The organism is Halorubrum gandharaense (assembly GCF_054654575.1).
In genome coordinates this window covers 385,010-400,702 of sequence record NZ_BAAIET010000001.1, presented here as the reverse complement: position 1 = coordinate 400,702, position 15,693 = coordinate 385,010, and the positions used below count along the sequence as shown (strand labels likewise).

Genomic DNA, 15,693 nt, shown 5'->3' with positions numbered 1-15,693 from the left:
TTCGGTCCGGGGCCATCGGCGGCGGTTGTCGTGCGGAGCCGGTGGTCGGTGCGCATGGACGGCGGTCGCCGGCGGATGCCGGCTCCGTTTAAAGGGCTTCCGCAGCCGCTACAGCACGTCGCCGATCCGCACCGGCTCGCCCGACAGATCGGGCTCTTCCGCGACGATCTGGAGCACCTCGTGGTCGGTCACGTCGCGGTACCCCTTGCCGGTCGCCTCCTCGATCAGGTCCTTCTCCAGGGAGAACTCGGTGCCCTGGTACACCACGTCGACGCCGTCCTCCTGAAAGTCGAGTTCCGTGCTCATGGCTCCGGATAGACGGTGACTGCTTAAAAGGGGCGTGGCACGGCGCGGGAGCGGGAGCCGCGCCGGCGAGGACCCGCGGCCTACTCCTCGTCCCCGTCCTCGTCGTCTTTCATCTCCTGCAGCTGGCCGACGAGGTCGTCGGTGGACATCTCCGTCTCGAAGGAAACGTCGCCATCGTGGTCGTTCTCGTGGACGTTGACGGCGGCGTCGTCGTCGGTGTCCACGTCCTGGTCCTTCTGCTCGCTCTCGTCGTACGATCCGAAGCCCATACATGAGGTTTCCGGCCCGCACTCAAAAGGGTCGTGGCCGAACGGCGCTACGGGAGTCCGGCACATGGACTCCGGTGAATTCGAGTACCTCTCTCCCCCGGCGTGTGACGCCCGTCATGCGTCCCCGCACGGTTTATAGGCGCCCGGCGAGTGTTCGTGAGTGTGTCATTGAGCGGTGGCGGTCCGATCGACGAGCTCTCGGTTCCGTCGGGAACGACCGTCGAGGAGCACGATCTCGTCACGGACGGGGACGTGCTCGTCGGCGGGCAGTCCGACGTGGAGTTCGGGATCCGCGGCCGCAACGTCGCGCTCGGCGAGCGCGTCACCGTCGACGACGACATCGAGGCGGACGGCGACTGCCGGCTCGATACCTGGTGTACCGTCGACGGCAACGTGCTCGTCGGCGAGGACGCCTACCTCGGCGAGCGCGTCACCGTCAACGGCCGGCTGATGGTGTCCGGCGACCTCGACATCGGCGACGACGTGACGATCGAGGAGGGGTTCGAGGCGAACGGCTGGATCGTGATCCGCAATCCCGTCCCCACCATCGTCTTCTACTTCATCATCCTCTCACAGCTGCTCCGCGCCGGCGAGACCGACGCCGCGGACGAGCTGGCGACCGCCCTCGCGGACGGCGAGGACGTGCGCGACCCACTGCTGATCCCGCGCGGCGCCGACGTCTCCGACGACGCGTGGCGCGTCTCCACCCCCGCAACGATCGGTGACGACTGTCGCATCCACGGCAACGTCCGCGCGGAGTCGGTCGTCGTCGGCGAGAACAACAACGTGTTCGGCTCGCTGCGCGCTCGCGAGGAGATCACCGTCGGCGCCGGCACGAAGATCCACGGCGACGTGACGACCCGCGGCGGCACCGTCACCGTCGAGGCCGGCGCGCGCATTCTCGGCAACGTCTCCGCCGGCGACCTCGTCGTCCACGAGGGCGCGGAGATCGACGGCACGCTCCGCGCTCGGGGCGAGATGAAGCTGGTCCGGTCGGCCGACGACAGCGAAGCGGAGTAAGGAGAGGGTTTTCCGGGGCTTACCGCTGGCCGCCGACCGCCGGCTCGAACACGTCGTCGTGGAGGCTCCCGGCCACCGTGTCCGCGAGCGCCTGCAGGTTCACCGTGTCCTCACGGTTGTACGAGACGAGCGTCTCCAGCGATGACTCGTCGCCGCGCTCGTACTCGTGCCACAGGCGGACGGCGTCGCGTCCGGAGATGTCGGGGCGGTCGCGCTCGATGCCGAGCTGTTTCTCGATCGGCTTCAGCCCGCCGGAGAGCCCGAGTCGCTTGCAGGGGTACATCAAGTCGAGATGCGGCGTCGTCACGTCCACGTCGAAGGAGGTCTCCAGGAACGGCACGTCGAAGCGCGCGCCGTTGAACGTCGCCAGCAGGCTGGCGTCGCGGAACTGCTCGCGGAGCGCCTCCGCGGTAAGGTCCTCGCCGGCGACGAGCGTCGTCGTCTCCCCGCCCTGGTGGAAGCTCACCGTGGTCACTTGGTCGCGGTGCTCGTCCAGCCCGGTCGTCTCGATGTCGAAAAAGCAGGTCTCCTCGCGGAAGTTCTCGTACAGGCGCCAGCGCTCGTTGCTGGGGAACGTCCGGTCGAAGTAGGCCGAGTCGCCGTCGTCGAGGTGCTCTGCCGCCTCCGCGATGAACGTCTCGATGCGGTCGGCGGTCGTCGTCCCCACGCCCCGCACGTCGAGCCCGGCGTCGAACTCGTCCCACGACGTGGCGCCGCGCTCCCACAGGCGGCGTTCCGTCGTCTCGCCCACCCCCTCCACGGGGATGAAGCTGTTCTCGATGCGCATACGCTGACTCCGGCGACGCGCAGGCAAAAACCCAGCGGGGTTGGGGGCGGCGCGTCCATCCACGCCCTGCTTAAGTGCGCCCGACGCCAACACCGACCAACGATGTGCGGCCGCTACACCCTCTTTACGCCCGGCGCCGAGCTTGCCGAGCGGTTCGACGCCAATTTCGCCGGCGTCGAGCCCAGCTACAACTGTGCGCCCGGTCAGGACCTCCCCGTCATCCCTGGCGAGGAGCCGACGGCCGCAACCCGCATGGAGTGGGGACTGACGCCGAGTTGGGCCGACGAGGAGTTCGGCCTCATCAACGCCCGCGCGGAGACCGTCCGCGAGAAGCGGAGCTTCGCGGACGCGTTCGAGCGCCGGCGCTGTCTGGTGCCCGCGGACGGGTTTTATGAGTGGGTGGAGGACGGTTCCGGCGGAAGTGGTGGCAAGACCCCCTATCGGGTCGCCTTCGAGGATGACCGCCCGTTCGCGATGGCCGGCCTCTACGAACGGTGGGAACCCCCCGAATCGGAAACGACGCAGACGGGGCTCGGGGCGTTCGGCGGCGGGGCGGCGGAGGGCGGCGGCGATTCCGGGGCCGGTTCCGGCGACGACGGCGTCGTCGAAACGTTCACGGTCCTCACGTCCGACCCAAACGACCTGATCGCGGACCTCCACCATCGAATGGCCGTGATCCTCGACCCCGACGAGGAGGAGACGTGGCTCCACGGCGACCCCGAGGAGGCCGTCGCGCTCTGTGACCCGTATCCGGACGCCGCGATGGAAGCGTACCCGGTGTCGTCGCGTGTCAACTCGCCGGCGCACGACGACGCTTCGCTCGTCGAGCGCGCGGAGTCGAGTTAAAAGAGCCCGGAGCTCAGCGAGGTGTGCCGTTTTCGCCGCCCCCGCCGTTCCCGCCGTTTCCGCCGGACCCAGTGATCCCCGTCGTACACTCGACCTCGTAGCCGGCGTCACGGAGCGCGTCGGTGACGCGGTTCATGTGCGTCGGGCCGTTGGTCTCCACCTCGAAGACGAGGTCGGCGTCGCCCACCGGGAGGTCCGGCCGGCTCCGCTCGTGGCGGACCGTGCGGATGTTGGCGCGCTGGCCGCCGATGATCGTCGAGATCTCGCCCATCTTCCCGGGTTTGTCGTCGATCCGGACGGCGAGCTCGACCAGCTGGTGGCGGTCGACGAGCGCGTGGGTCAACACCTCCTGGAGCGACGTGATGTCGATGTTGCCGCCACACAGCAGGGGAACGACGGTCTCCCCTTCGATGTCGAGTTCCGCAACCACGTCGTCGTTCAGGAGCGCGGCGGCGCCCACGGCGCCGGCGCCCTCCACCATCTGCTTTGCGCGCTCTAAAATGAGGAGGATCGCGGCGGCCACGTCGTCGTCGGAGACGACTGCCACTTCGTCGACGTGTTCCTCGATCAGCCCGAACGTAAGCTCGCTCACGCCGCCGGTCGCGATCCCGTCGGCGATGGTGTCGAGGTCGTCGAGCGTCACCGGCTCCCCCTTCGCGAGACTGTCAGCGATGGTCGAGGCGCCCTCCGTTTGCACGCCCACGATGCGCACGTCGGGACGCCGAGCCTTGATCGCCGTCGCGACGCCGCCGATCAGCCCACCGCCGCCGACGGGGACGATGACGGTGTCGAGGTCCGGAACCTGCTCCACGAGTTCCAGCCCGAGCGTTCCCTGTCCGGCGACGATGTCCGGGTCGTCGAAGGCGTGGATGAAGCGCGTGGTCGGGTCGTCCGCGAGCGTCCGGGCGTGTGCCATCGCCTCCGGGAAGGTGTTGCCGTGCAGGACTACGTCAGCGCCGTAGTTGCGCGTCGCCTCGATCTTCGCCTGCGGGGCGGACTCGGGCATCACGATCGTCGAGGCAATGCCGGCGTTGGAGGCGGCGAGCGCGACGCCCTGCGCATGGTTGCCGGCGCTCGCGGCGACGACGCGCTCGACGGGCGGTCCGTCGTGGTCGGGGTCCTCGCGCGCCTCGACGATCCGTGCGACGGCGTTGTGCGCGCCGCGCGTTTTGAACGACCCCGTCCGCTGGAGGTGCTCCATCTTCAGCATCACCTCCGCGCCGCAGCGCTCCGAGAGCGACCGACTTCGCTCGACGGGCGTCCGCTGGACGATGGCGGCGTCCGCCGCCCGCTCGGCGGCGGCTTCGATATCGGCAATAGTGACGGCAGGCATGCTCGGCCGGTTCTCCGTGATCGTTCATAAGGGTCGGGGTTTGGGGGCGGCGGGCTCTGTTGAAACCCTCAGCAGGAGACAAATTCTGGCCGGAGTCGGGTTAGTACAGAGCACTTGTTGATCGATGCCGGGAGTGGGTATTGCAGCTGACGGCATCGGGAATCGATTATAAATGGTCGTGAGCGGTTTCGCTGCTATCTTATAAACCAGGTTGCGGTCGGCGCGCGCGAGAAACGCGCGCGAGGGAGGTCGAGGGGGGCCGCGGAGCGGTCCCGCGGCCGCCCTCGACCGAGGCTGGGGAGGGCTGAGGCTGCTGTGCGGTGCTGTGCGGGGTGGGACTCAAAGGGGCAGCCGGCTCCGGGAAGATGGGCGACACAAGCACCGCAGCGGGCGGTGCTGAGAGCGAGGAGCGCAGCGAGCCCCTCGACCGGAGCCGGCTGGGGCTTTGGAGGTGTCGGCCGTCGTGCTCACTGCATCAACCACTTATAAACCACTAACACCCCCACCCACGCACCACTTATAAACGCCACACCCGACCTCATGATCCACCTACTCCCGATCTCGATCAACAAGCAAGTCTCATCGACCTGCTATTTCACGCTATTTTGTATTTGAAGAAGAGGATTTCAACAGAGCCGGGGCGGCGACTGTCGAGTTTCGTCTGCAGCCTAGGTCTCCGGCACGCGCTCCAGTGCGGCCTCCACCTCTCGCACGGCGGTCGCTCCCTCCCGACGAGGGACGACGACGACCAGCGACTCGCCGGCCACGCCGGCGGCCGCCACCGACACGTCAGCCGTCGTGAGCCGCCGGATCACTGCGGCGAGCGCGCGGGCGTTGACCGCACCCGTCGCGAGAATGGCGGTCTCCCGACCGTCCGGAACGACGGCGGCCCCGCCAACAAGAAGAAGTGGGTCGTCGCCATCTTCCACCTCTGGGTCCTCGACGACCCCGACCCCGCTCCGCATCGAGACGCTGGCCTGGCGGGATTTCACGGCCCAATCATCGAGGTCGTCCGCAAAACGTCGGAGCGCGGTGGCGACCGCCTCGGGATCGCCGGACAGGCCGGCGTCGTCGACCAGCCACGCGGCGGCGGCGCTGTAGTTGACGAGGCCGGCCCGGATCGCATCGAGCAGGAACAGGCGCTCGCGGACCGCCTCGCGGGTGTCGGCTGCGAGTGACATGCTCGGGCGTGCGGGGCGGCCGGATTAGAACCCTTCGTCAAGCAGCTCGCGGGCGATGATGTTCTTTTGTATCTCCGTCGTCCCCTCGTAGATCTGGGTGATCTTCGCGTCACGGTAGAGTCGTTCCACGTCGTGGTCGTTGACGAACCCGGCGCCGCCGTGGACCTGCACGGCCTCGTCGGCGTTCTCGACGGCGACACGGGAGGCGAACTCCTTGGCCATCGACGCGAGCGCGGTGAGATCGCCGGCCTCGTTGTCGACCGCCCACGCCGACCGGTAGGTGAGCCACCGGGCGGCCTCGACGTTGGTGTGCATCTCCGCCAGTTTGTGTTTGATCGCCTGGAAATCCGAGATGGGCCGGCCGAACTGCTCGCGCTCCTCGGCGTACTCCAGCGCGCGCTCGGCGGCGCCGCGCGCGATCCCGACGCCCTGGGCGGCGACCGCCGTGCGCGTCTCGTCGAAGAACTGCATCAACTGGAGAAAGCCCATCCCTCGCTGGCCGATGAGGTTCTCCTCGGGGACGCGCACGTCGTCGAACACCAGCTCGACGGTTTCCCTCGCGCGGATGCCGAGCTTGCCGGTGATCTTCTACCGAGTGAGGCCGTCTCGGTCGGCCTCGACGAGGATCTGCGAGTAGCCGGAATACCGGTCGTCTACCTCCGGGTCCGTCTCACAGACGACCACGAAGTAGTCGGCGACCGTCCCGTTGGTGATCCACATCTTCGAGCCGTTGATCACCCACTCGTCGCCGTCTTTGGTCGCGCGTGTCGCCACCGAGGTCACGTCCGAGCCCGCCTGCGGCTCCGAGATGGCCGACCCCATTACGGCGTCGCCGGCGGTGACGTCGGGGAGGATCCGCTCCTTCTGGTCTTCCGTGCCGAACTCCATGATCGCCTCCGCACTGAAGCCGGCGCTGGAGATGCAGAGCCCGATGCCGGGGTCGGCGGGGACAGCAAGAAACGGCTGAGGCGTTGGAAGTTTCCCGCTACCGGTCCGCGACGAACGCGGCGATCCGGTCGGTCGCCTCCTTCAACTCTCGCATCGAGGTGGCATAGGAGACGCGGAGATGGCCCTCTCCGCCGGCGCCGAAGACGGATCCCGGGACGACGGCGACGCCCTGTTCTTCCAGCAGTTCCTCCGCGAACGCCTCGTCGTCGCCGCCGCAGTTGGGGAACGCGTAGAACGCCCCGCGGGGCTCGAACGTGTCGAGGCCCATCTCGTTGAACCGGGAGACGACGAGCTGCCGCCGGCGGTTGTACTCCTCGACCATCGCATCGACCTCGTCGTCACACGACTGCAGCGCCTCAAGCGCGGCGTGTTGGGCCGTCGTGGGCGCCGACAGCATCGTGTACTGGTGGATGCGGTTCATCGCGTTGATTGCCTTCTCGGGACCGAGCGCGTAGCCGAGTCGGAGCCCCGTCATCGCGTACGCCTTCGAGAAGCCGTTGATGACGACCGTCCGGGACCGCATCCCGGGCTGGGTGGCGATCGACGCGTGGTCCTCGCCGTAAGTGAGCGCGGCGTAGATCTCGTCGGCAACCACTCGGAGGTCGTTTTCCCGGCAGAAGGCGGCCACCTCGGCCAGTTGCTCCTCGCTCATCGTCGCGCCCGTGGGGTTGTTGGGATAACAGAGAACCAGAAGGTCAGCGTCCGCGGCGCCGGCGGCTTCGAGTCGCTCGCGGGTGAGCGCGAAGTCGTCGGCGGGCCGGGTGGGAACCGCAAGCTGCTCGCCGCCGGCGAGGTCGATGCCGGGACCGTAGGAGATGTACGTCGGCTCGTGGACGGCGACGGTGTCGCCGGGGTCCACGAGCGCGCGGAGCGCGAGGTCGACCGCCTCGCTGGCCCCCGTCGTGACGAGCACCTCGCGTTCGGGATCGTACTCCTGGTCGTAGCGGTGGTGGTGGGTGGCGATCGCCTCACGAAGCTCTGCCATCCCGCGGTTCGACGTGTAGGAGGTCTTCCCGCGCTCAAGCGAGTCGATGGCGGCCGTGCGCGCGGCCCACGGTGCCGAGAAGTCCGGCTCGCCGACCCCCAGCGAGATCACGTCGTCGCGCGCCTCCGCCAGCTCGAAGAACTTGCGGATCCCCGACTCGGGGAGCTCGCGGGCACGGTCCGAGAGCTTCATGGAGAGACGGAGAGCCGGTCGTCGTCGCCGTCGTCCTCGAAGCGGATCCCGCCGTCCTTGTACGTCTCCATGATGTAGTGGGTGACCGTCTGGGTCACCTCCGGCATGGGCGCGACCTGCTCGGAGATGAACGCGGAGACGTCGTGCATCGAGTCGCCGAGCACCTCGACGGCGAAGTCGTAGTCGCCCGAGACCAGATGGAGCGCGTCCACCGCCGGGAACTTCGCGATCCGGTCGGCCACCTGCTCGTACCCCGTCTCGCGGTCGAGCTCGACGTTGATCTCGGCGATGGCGCGGATCTTCCCCTCATCGTCCGCGACGGCGTCCCAGTCGACGACCGCCTGATAGCCGTGAACCACCCCGTCGCGTTCGAGCGCGGCGATCGCCTCCTCGACTGCCGCTTCGTCCAGGCCGGTCTGGGCGGCGATATCCGTCACATCTTCGCGGGCGTTGCGCGCCAACACGTCGAGTACCTCGCGCTCGGCGTCCATACTCGTCCGTCACGGGCGGAGGGTTTCAAGATGACGACCCGCGCAACGGCGTTCGCCGGCGCCGACACTCACAGCTCGACGCCGGAGGGGATCAGACTCTCGCCGCGCAGCAGGTTCCCCTCGTGGTCGTACACGAGAAACGTCGACTTCTCGTAGCTGACGAGCCGCTCGCCGTCCACGTCGATCTCGACGCGGTACCGGGCGTCCGTGTCGGTGGCGTCGCCGTACTCGCGGACGGCGCGGATGAAGGGTAACACGTCGTCGGCGGTCTCGTTCAGCTCCAGGACGAAGTCGCCGGTGACGCGGTTGGTGACGCCGACGACGCCGGCGGCGTCGTCGGATAACGGCTCCCGGAGCCGGAACGCCACGTCGGTCTCCTCGTCCGTGAGAAGCTCGCCGTCGGCTCCCGTCAACCGCTCTCGGAGCAGTCCCGCGGGCCCGTGAAAGTCGATCCGGACCAGCGGCTTTGCCGGCTCGTCGGCGTCGTCTCCGACGCCCTCGACGGTCAGGTCGAAGTAGTCGCGCCGCATTGGCTAGCTAACAGTTCGGTGCGGGGGCGTATGAACGTAACGCACGGTGGTGGCGCCTAACGCACGGTGCGACGCGCCCCGGCGCTCGCCGTCCTTTTAAGCCCACCCGCCGAGGATGGCGTATGGTCTGGGTTCGCTCCGAGTACGCCGGCGAGCTCGCCGTCGTCTCGGCGTGGCTGGCGGCGCTGCTCCCCTGGAACGTCACGTACACCACCGGCGAAGGGCTGGGCGGACTCCTCTACGTCAGGTTCGTCTTTGCCGAGTTCGTCTACTTCCGGGGGGTCGAGGTCGGTGGACGGAGCTTCGAGCTCCTCTCGATCCACCGGGCCGTCTCCCAACAGCTCGGACAGGATGTGGCGGTCGCCTACTTCGCGTGGGTCGCGGGCGCGGCGCTGGTCGGCGCCGCCGTCCTCCTCTCGGTCGCCTACTACCTCCGCGAGGAGCGCGTCGAGAACGGCCCCGTCGACCCGGTAACGACGATGGGCGTGTTGCTCGTCGGCGCCGGCATCGCCTTCCTCGTCGCCACCTACCTCGTCGTCACGCGCGGCATCCCCGGAATCCCGATCCCGATCGGCACCGTGGTCCTGCTCGTGCTCGGCGGCGTGCTCCTCGGCGCCGAGCGCGTCGGCGAGGAGACGGGCGAGAGCGTCGAGAACGGCGAGACCAGCGAGTAACGCCCACGACCTTGATAACGGTCGCCTCGGTGATGTGGGGTCTGATAGCGAAACTCGCCCGACGGAAGCGGTTTTAAGTGACGACGACCCCTTAACGAAGATAGTTCGAGGATGTCGGGTGACGTATTGGAGTCGGGCGCCGAGAGTCGGGTCGACCAGCTTCGGCGTCGCCTCAAGCGCACCTGGGAGATGCTACAGGGGTCGGACATCGAGGTGCGGCCGTTTCGCCCGGGAGTGGACGGTGCCCTCTCGTCGTTCGTCGTGCCCGACGGCGAGCGCGAGGTGGACCGCTACTGGGTGAACGCCCCGTACGCGTACGTCGTCGTCACCTACGACGATGCGGCAAGCGAACACCAGTACTACGCCGTCGAGCCCGACCTGGACGACTTCGAGCGGACGCTGCTCCGCCGGATCGTCAACGACATCCGCGACCCGTTGCTCTACCGCGATGGCGTCGGCCACGCCGACGAGGAGACGCTCCGGGACGAGCTTGAGAACCTCTTGGAGCAGTATGGCGTCGAAGCCGGGATGGACACGTTTCACACCCTGCTCTACTACCTCTACCGCGACTTCCGCGGGTTCGGAAAGATCGACCCCCTGCTTCACGACCGGCATATCGAGGACGTCTCGTGTGACGGCTACGAGCTCCCCATCTTCGTCTACCACGACGAGTACACCGACATCGAGACCAACGTCTCGTTCAAACAGGAGGAGCTCGACAACTACGTCATCCGGCTGGCCCAGCAGTCCGGCCGCCACATCTCCGTCGGCGACCCCATCGTCGAGACCACCCTGCCGGACGGGTCGCGCGCCGAGCTCGCGCTCGGCGAGGAGGTCACCCCGCGGGGGTCCGCGTTCACCATCCGCCAGTACGCCGACGAGCCGTTCACCCCCATCGACCTGATCGACTACGGCACCTTCTCCATCGAGCAGATGGCGTACTTCTGGCTCTGTATCGAGCACAACAAGAGCCTCATCTTCGCCGGCGGGACCGCGTCCGGGAAGACCACGTCGATGAACGCGGTGTCGATGTTCATCCCGCCGCGCGCGAAGGTGCTCACCATCGAGGACACCCGCGAGCTCTCCTTATACCACGACAACTGGCTCTCCTCGGTCACCCGCGAGCGGCTCCACGAGGGCACCGACATCGACATGTACGACCTGCTGCGCTCGGCGCTCCGCCACCGCCCCGAGTACATCGTGGTCGGGGAGGTGCGCGGCGAGGAGGCCGTCACCCTGTTCCAGGCGATGAACACGGGCCACACCACCTTCTCGACGATGCACGCCGACTCCATCGAGACGGTGATCAACCGGCTGGAGAACGAGCCGATCAACGTCCCCCGTGCGATGGTCCAGTCGCTGGACATGCTCTCGATCCAGACGCTCTCCCGATTCGGCGACCAGCGCGTGCGCCGGGCGAAGGTGATCGGCGAGATCGGCGGCATCGACCAGCGAACCGGCGAGCTCGACTACTCCTCGGCGTTCAACTGGGACCCCGAGAGCGACACCTTCCAGCGGAACGACTCGGAGCTGCTCTCGGAGATCCAGGAGGAGCGCGGCTGGAAACGGTCGGCGCTGCTCTCGGAGATGCAACAACGCGAGCGGTTCCTCGAGATCCTCTCCGAGCTCGGCGTCACCGGCTACCGACGCTTCACTGCACTCGTCAACGAGTACTACGCTGATCCCGACCGCGTGATGGACCGGCTGGAGGACGAAGCCGCCGGGTCATGATCCGGTACCTGCCGTTTGTCGGCGCCGTCGTGCTCGTCGGTGCCCTGCTCGCGCCCGCGGTGAGCCGCCGCGTCGACCTGCTCGTCTCGCGCGTCGCGCTTGCGCTCTTCGGCGACTACGTCGCGGACCGGAGCCCGCGAAAGCAGGATCAGCGGGACCTGATGCGGGCGGCCCACACCGGCGGCACACATCGAGTGTACGCGTCACGAACGCTGCTGTACGCCGGCGTGCTCGGCGTGGTCGGCAGCATCGTCGGCGTCTACCTGGCCGCGGGCGTGCTGACGCTGTTGGCGGTGAGCACGGAGGCGCTCGCAAACATCCTCCCCCCACAGCTGAACTTTCTCTCGAATCTGGCACGGCTCTCGGAGGTCGGATTCGCCGAGCTGTTCGCTCTGCTCGCGTTCTCCTCGGCAACCGTCGGCGCCGGCCTGGGGCTTGCCACCTACTACGCCCGGTGGGAAGTGCTCAACCAGCGTTCGGTCGCGCGGGCGTCGGCCATCGACACCACGCTTCCACGGACGGTGGCGTTCATCTACGCCCTCTCGCGGTCCGGAATGGCGTTCCCCCAGGTGATGAACACGCTCGCCCGGAACCAGGAGGTGTATGGCGAGGCGGCCGCCGAGCTCTCCGTCGCCGTCCGCGACATGAACACGTTCGGGACGGACGCGCTGACGGCGCTCCAGCGCACCGCACAGCGAACGCCGAGCGAGGACCTCTCGGAGTTCGCCGAGAACCTCGCATCCGTGCTCGGCTCCGGGCAGTCGCTCTCGGCGTTCTTGGAGGACCAGTACGAGCGCTATCAGGAGGAGGCGGAGGCCAAACAGGAGCAGTACCTCGAACTGCTCTCGACGTTCGCGGAGGCGTACGTCACCGCGCTCGTCGCCGGACCGCTGTTTCTCATCACCATCCTCGTCGTCATCGGGCTGGTGTTGGAGGACACGCTCCCGCTGCTTCGGGTCATCGTCTACCTCGGTATCCCGCTGGCGACGCTCGGGTTCATCGTCTACGTCGACAGCGTCACACAGGGAGTCGACTCGAACGAGCGCGTTGACCTCGACGAGGTGCCCGACGCGGACGCGGAGTTCACGCTCCCGGACGGCGGTACGACCGCCGACGACCGGTGGCGAGTCAGCCGGGAGCGACTGGCGGCACACGACTGGTTCGACGACGTGCTCGGCTGGGTGACCACCCCGGTGGAGACCATTCTCGGCCGCCCGAGCACGGTGTTCGTGATCAGCGTCCCGCTCGGAGCGGCGTGGGTCGCCGCCACGGCGCTCCCCGTGCCGGTGACGGAGCCGACCCGGATGGTTGCCGCCGTCGAGGGCGCAGCGGTGCAGGCGGCCACGTTCGTGCTCGCCTCCTACGCCATCGTCTACGAGATCGAGAAGCGTCGCACGCGCGGCATCGAGGCGACCGTCCCCGACTTCCTCGACCGGCTGGCGAGCATCAACGAGGCGGGCACCTCCGTCGTGGAGAGTTTCAGGCGCGTCACCGACTCCGACCTGGCCGACCTCACGCCGGAGCTGGTTCGCACCTGGCGGGACATCCAGTGGGGCGCGGACGTCTCCTCGGCGCTCGGTCGGCTGGAGCGCCGGGTGGAGTCCCCGCTGGTGTCGCGCTCGGTGGCGCTCATCACCAACGCGATGCGCGCCAGCGGCGACATCGGCCCCGTGTTGCGGATCTCCGCGGACGAGGCGCGGGCGACGCGGAAGCTCCGCCGGGAGCGCAGGCAGGTGATGATGACGTACCTCATCGTCATCTACATCTCGTTTCTCGTGTTTCTCGGCATCATCGCCGCGCTTACGGTCTCGTTCATCCCGGCCATCGAGGATGCCGAGATCGCCAACGGCGTCGGCGACATAGGCGGGGGTGTCGGCGGCGGGATCACCGAGGGGCTCGGCGACATCGACGTGTTCGCCTACGAGCAGCTGTTCTACCACGCCGCCGCCATTCAGGCGGTCTGCTCCGGGCTGGTCGCCGGACAGCTCGGGGCGGGGTCGGTGCGCGACGGCGTGAAACACGCCGTCATCCTGCTGGTGCTGGCGTCGGTCGCGTTCGTCGTGATGGACCTGGTGTGACGCACTCGCGCCGCTGGCAGTCCTCCGAAGGGCGAAGTTCTTTGACGACCGGCGTCCGTGCGTACACCAATGAGCGACACTGAGACGATCCACGTCGCGGACGTGAGCAAGGGGGTCGGCGGCGACGCCACGTCGGAGCCGGGGTCGTCGGTCGACCTCCCCGTCGTCGAGCTCCTCACGGGGCGGGGGTTCGTCACGGGGAAATCCGGGTCCGGGAAGTCGAACACCGCCTCCGTTCTCATCGAGAATCTGCTTGACAACAACTTCCCCGTCCTCATCGTCGACACGGACGGGGAGTACTACGGCCTCAAGGAGGAGTACGAGATCCTCCACGCCGGCGCCGACGAGGAGTGCGACATCGTCGTCTCGCCCGAGCACGCCGAGAAGATCGCGTCGCTCGCTCTCGAACAGAACGTGCCGATCATCCTCGACGTCTCCGGCTATCTGGAGGAGTCGGAGGCGTCGAAGCTCCTCCTGGAGGTGACCAAACAGCTGTTCGCCAAGGAGAAGAAGCTCAAGAAGCCGTTCCTGCTCGTCTTAGAGGAGTGTCACGAGTACATCCCGGAGGGCGGCGGGATGGACGAGACGGGCAAGATACTGATCAAGGTGGGGAAACGCGGCCGGAAACACGGACTGGGGATCGTCGGGATCAGCCAGCGCCCCGCCGACGTGAAGAAGGACTTCATCACCCAGTGTGACTGGCTCTGCTGGCACCGGCTCACCTGGGACAACGACACCAAGGTCGTCGGGCGGATCCTCGGCTCGAAATACGCCGACGCCATCGAGGAGCTGGCCGACGGGGAGGCCTTTTTGATGACCGACTGGGACGAGTCGATCCGCCGGATCCAGTTCCACCGCAAGCAGACGTTCGACGCCGGCGCGACGCCCGGGCTGGAGGACTTCGAGCGCCCCGAGCTGAAGTCGGTCTCCGGCGACCTCGTGAGTGAGCTCCAGTCGATCTCCGACGAGCAGGCGCGCCACGAATCCGAGATGGCCGACCTCCGCCAGGAGCTCGACAAAAAGCGCGCACGCATCAACCAGCTGGAGGCCGAACTGGAGGAGGCGAAGGACCTCTCGAACATGGCCGACCAGTTCGCACAGGCGCTGCTCGGCAAAGCCGAAGCGCCGTACCGTGGCGGTGGCGGCCGCAACGTTCAGGGGCCGACGCAGGCGGGCGCCGGCGGCGCTGACGCCGCTGACGGCGGCCAGTCGGACCTCGGCGCGTACGAGGAACCCGAGGGCAACGTCACGAACGAGCACGCCGGCGAGTCGAACGAAGCGACCAGCACAGCGCGAGGTGAAGAGACGGACGACGAGCCGGGAGCCGAGGACGCTGACGAGACCACTACTGCCGACGACCTGTCTGCCGACGACCTGTCTGTCGACGACCCGTCCGCCGACGACCCGTCTGCCGACGACCCGGCTGCCGACGTTGAGCCCGTCACGCGCGCCGACGTGGCGGAAGGTGCACTCCGCTTCGACGACGCGATGGAGCTCGGCACGCGCGCGGCGGTCATCGACGAGTTGGCGGGGCGCGTCGAGGCGCTGCCCGACCTCTCACAGGCGATGCTCCGCCACTACCGGCGGGAGGGCGTGAGCGAGCCGATCGCGGCCCACATCGACGCCGGCGGCGACGGCGACTCGGGCCACGCCTACAGCCGCCACCGGCCCATCCGCAAAGCGGGGCTGATCCGCCACGCGGGCCGCGGCCACTACGCGTACGCGATCCCCGAACTCGTCCGGGAGGCGTATGCCGACCGGCTCGACGACGAGGCCGTCCGCGAGATGGTCGCCGAGATCGAGGAGACGTTCGTGCCGCCGGCCGAACGGGTGTATCCCGCCGACGCCGACCCCGAGTCGGTCGCACCGGACGTGGCCCGGGACGCGGTCGCCGAGGACGTAGTCGTGGACGGTTCGTCAAGTGACGAGGCAAACGCTTCGGGCGACTCGTCCGACGTGGCCTCCGAATCGGTCGCCGACGAGGACTCGAACGACCACGACGAGGACTCGTCGGCCGACACCGACACCCAGAACGACGACGCCCTCATCCTCGATGCGGGCGAGGACGACGATGCGGACGACTCGTCGAGTACGGGCGGCGGCCTCAGCGATGCGGCGAAGGGCTTCGCCGGCGACGAGCCGTCCGACGGAACTGGCGTTGTGGACGAACCATCCGTCGAATCGGAACCGTCGGACGACGACGGCTCCGAACCCGGCGACGAGGTCGACGACCCGACCGTGCTCGACCCGGACGACGACGCCGAGATCATCGACGACGTGGGCTTTTAAGATCGGCTTCGAGCGCGTCCATCCCGCCGGCGG

General features: G+C 68.0%; 13 protein-coding genes and 2 pseudogenes. 6 read left to right on the top strand and 9 right to left on the bottom strand.

Annotation, left to right across the window (positions count from 1 at the left end; all coding sequences use genetic code 11):
• Nucleotides 1-108: 108 nt before the first annotated feature.
• On the bottom strand, nt 109-306 hold the full coding sequence (locus ACYQ07_RS01980; protein ID WP_459876638.1) for a DUF5800 family protein: 198 nt from the start codon (nt 304-306) through the stop codon (nt 109-111).
• Between the two features lie 80 nt (nt 307-386).
• Nucleotides 387-575 carry a DUF5786 family protein gene (locus tag ACYQ07_RS01975; RefSeq protein WP_459876635.1) on the bottom strand — a complete coding sequence of 63 codons (189 nt, stop codon included), beginning with the start codon at nt 573-575 and terminating at the stop codon, nt 387-389.
• Between the two features lie 162 nt (nt 576-737).
• On the opposite strand from ACYQ07_RS01975, the pseudogene ACYQ07_RS01970 reads away from it, so the two are divergent.
• Nucleotides 738-1,586, top strand: a pseudogene (locus ACYQ07_RS01970) (polymer-forming cytoskeletal protein); the annotation flags it as partial.
• 28 nt (nt 1,587-1,614) lie between these two features.
• On the opposite strand, the gene ACYQ07_RS01965 reads toward ACYQ07_RS01970, so the two are convergent.
• Complete coding sequence (locus tag ACYQ07_RS01965) at nt 1,615-2,382, bottom strand: ribonuclease H-like domain-containing protein (protein WP_459876633.1); 768 nt, start codon at nt 2,380-2,382, stop codon at nt 1,615-1,617.
• 102 nt (nt 2,383-2,484) lie between these two features.
• Between ACYQ07_RS01965 and ACYQ07_RS01960 the strand changes: the two genes are divergently transcribed.
• Nucleotides 2,485-3,228 (top strand): SOS response-associated peptidase, encoded by a 744-nt coding sequence (locus tag ACYQ07_RS01960; protein WP_459876630.1) that lies wholly within the window; start codon nt 2,485-2,487, stop codon nt 3,226-3,228.
• A gap of 13 nt (nt 3,229-3,241) precedes the next feature.
• Here the strand turns inward: ACYQ07_RS01960 and ilvA are convergent, their stop codons facing one another.
• The 6 genes and pseudogenes from ilvA to ACYQ07_RS01930 all read right to left on the bottom strand — a co-directional run bounded on the left by ilvA (nt 3,242) and on the right by ACYQ07_RS01930 (nt 8,888).
• Complete coding sequence (gene ilvA, locus ACYQ07_RS01955; protein ID WP_459876627.1) at nt 3,242-4,561, bottom strand: threonine ammonia-lyase; 1,320 nt, start codon at nt 4,559-4,561, stop codon at nt 3,242-3,244.
• Between the two features lie 668 nt (nt 4,562-5,229).
• Nucleotides 5,230-5,742, bottom strand: coding sequence for a DUF7523 family protein (locus ACYQ07_RS01950; RefSeq protein ID WP_459876623.1), 513 nt, complete (start codon nt 5,740-5,742; stop codon nt 5,230-5,232).
• A 24-nt stretch (nt 5,743-5,766) separates the two neighbouring features.
• Nucleotides 5,767-6,687 (bottom strand): annotated as a pseudogene (locus tag ACYQ07_RS01945) (acyl-CoA dehydrogenase family protein); the annotation flags it as partial.
• A gap of 40 nt (nt 6,688-6,727) precedes the next feature.
• Nucleotides 6,728-7,867 (bottom strand): pyridoxal phosphate-dependent aminotransferase, encoded by a 1,140-nt coding sequence (locus tag ACYQ07_RS01940; protein WP_459876619.1) that lies wholly within the window; start codon nt 7,865-7,867, stop codon nt 6,728-6,730.
• Entirely contained in the window at nt 7,864-8,358 is a 495-nt protein-coding gene (locus tag ACYQ07_RS01935; protein ID WP_459876616.1) for an Lrp/AsnC family transcriptional regulator, read from the bottom strand. The genes ACYQ07_RS01940 and ACYQ07_RS01935 overlap by 4 nt, the downstream gene beginning before the upstream one ends.
• Before the next feature lie 68 nt (nt 8,359-8,426).
• Nucleotides 8,427-8,888, bottom strand: coding sequence for a DUF5793 family protein (locus tag ACYQ07_RS01930; RefSeq protein ID WP_459876614.1), 462 nt, complete (start codon nt 8,886-8,888; stop codon nt 8,427-8,429).
• A 122-nt stretch (nt 8,889-9,010) separates the two neighbouring features.
• Here ACYQ07_RS01930 and ACYQ07_RS01925 point away from each other — a divergent pair, with 122 nt between their 5' ends.
• The 4 genes from ACYQ07_RS01925 (at nt 9,011) to ACYQ07_RS01910 (ending at nt 15,660) form a co-directional block, all read left to right on the top strand.
• Complete coding sequence (locus ACYQ07_RS01925; RefSeq protein WP_459876611.1) at nt 9,011-9,562, top strand: DUF7549 family protein; 552 nt, start codon at nt 9,011-9,013, stop codon at nt 9,560-9,562.
• Between the two features lie 111 nt (nt 9,563-9,673).
• Nucleotides 9,674-11,293: a type II/IV secretion system ATPase subunit gene (locus tag ACYQ07_RS01920; protein ID WP_459876608.1), complete on the top strand. Its 1,620-nt coding sequence runs from the start codon at nt 9,674-9,676 to the stop codon at nt 11,291-11,293.
• On the top strand, nt 11,290-13,371 hold the full coding sequence (locus tag ACYQ07_RS01915; protein WP_459876605.1) for a type II secretion system F family protein: 2,082 nt from the start codon (nt 11,290-11,292) through the stop codon (nt 13,369-13,371). Before ACYQ07_RS01920 ends, ACYQ07_RS01915 begins: the two co-directional genes overlap by 4 nt.
• A gap of 69 nt (nt 13,372-13,440) precedes the next feature.
• Nucleotides 13,441-15,660, top strand: a complete 2,220-nt coding sequence (locus tag ACYQ07_RS01910; RefSeq protein ID WP_459876602.1) for a helicase HerA domain-containing protein — start codon at nt 13,441-13,443, stop codon at nt 15,658-15,660.
• Nucleotides 15,661-15,693: the final 33 nt, after the last annotated feature.

What these genes read in the sequence shown, in the direction of transcription:
- ACYQ07_RS01925 (WP_459876611.1), top strand. Translation starts at nt 9,011, where the DNA reads ATGGTCTGGGTTCGCTCCGAGTACGCCGGCGAGCTCGCCGTCGTCTCG.
- ACYQ07_RS01965 (WP_459876633.1), bottom strand. Translation starts at nt 2,382, where the DNA reads ATGCGCATCGAGAACAGCTTCATCCCCGTGGAGGGGGTGGGCGAGACG.
- ilvA (WP_459876627.1), bottom strand. Translation starts at nt 4,561, where the DNA reads ATGCCTGCCGTCACTATTGCCGATATCGAAGCCGCCGCCGAGCGGGCG.
- ACYQ07_RS01930 (WP_459876614.1), bottom strand. Translation starts at nt 8,888, where the DNA reads ATGCGGCGCGACTACTTCGACCTGACCGTCGAGGGCGTCGGAGACGAC.
- ACYQ07_RS01920 (WP_459876608.1), top strand. Translation starts at nt 9,674, where the DNA reads ATGTCGGGTGACGTATTGGAGTCGGGCGCCGAGAGTCGGGTCGACCAG.
- ACYQ07_RS01975 (WP_459876635.1), bottom strand. Translation starts at nt 575, where the DNA reads ATGGGCTTCGGATCGTACGACGAGAGCGAGCAGAAGGACCAGGACGTG.
- ACYQ07_RS01960 (WP_459876630.1), top strand. Translation starts at nt 2,485, where the DNA reads ATGTGCGGCCGCTACACCCTCTTTACGCCCGGCGCCGAGCTTGCCGAG.
- ACYQ07_RS01950 (WP_459876623.1), bottom strand. Translation starts at nt 5,742, where the DNA reads ATGTCACTCGCAGCCGACACCCGCGAGGCGGTCCGCGAGCGCCTGTTC.
- ACYQ07_RS01980 (WP_459876638.1), bottom strand. Translation starts at nt 306, where the DNA reads ATGAGCACGGAACTCGACTTTCAGGAGGACGGCGTCGACGTGGTGTAC.
- ACYQ07_RS01910 (WP_459876602.1), top strand. Translation starts at nt 13,441, where the DNA reads ATGAGCGACACTGAGACGATCCACGTCGCGGACGTGAGCAAGGGGGTC.
- ACYQ07_RS01940 (WP_459876619.1), bottom strand. Translation starts at nt 7,867, where the DNA reads ATGAAGCTCTCGGACCGTGCCCGCGAGCTCCCCGAGTCGGGGATCCGC.
- ACYQ07_RS01935 (WP_459876616.1), bottom strand. Translation starts at nt 8,358, where the DNA reads ATGGACGCCGAGCGCGAGGTACTCGACGTGTTGGCGCGCAACGCCCGC.
- ACYQ07_RS01915 (WP_459876605.1), top strand. Translation starts at nt 11,290, where the DNA reads ATGATCCGGTACCTGCCGTTTGTCGGCGCCGTCGTGCTCGTCGGTGCC.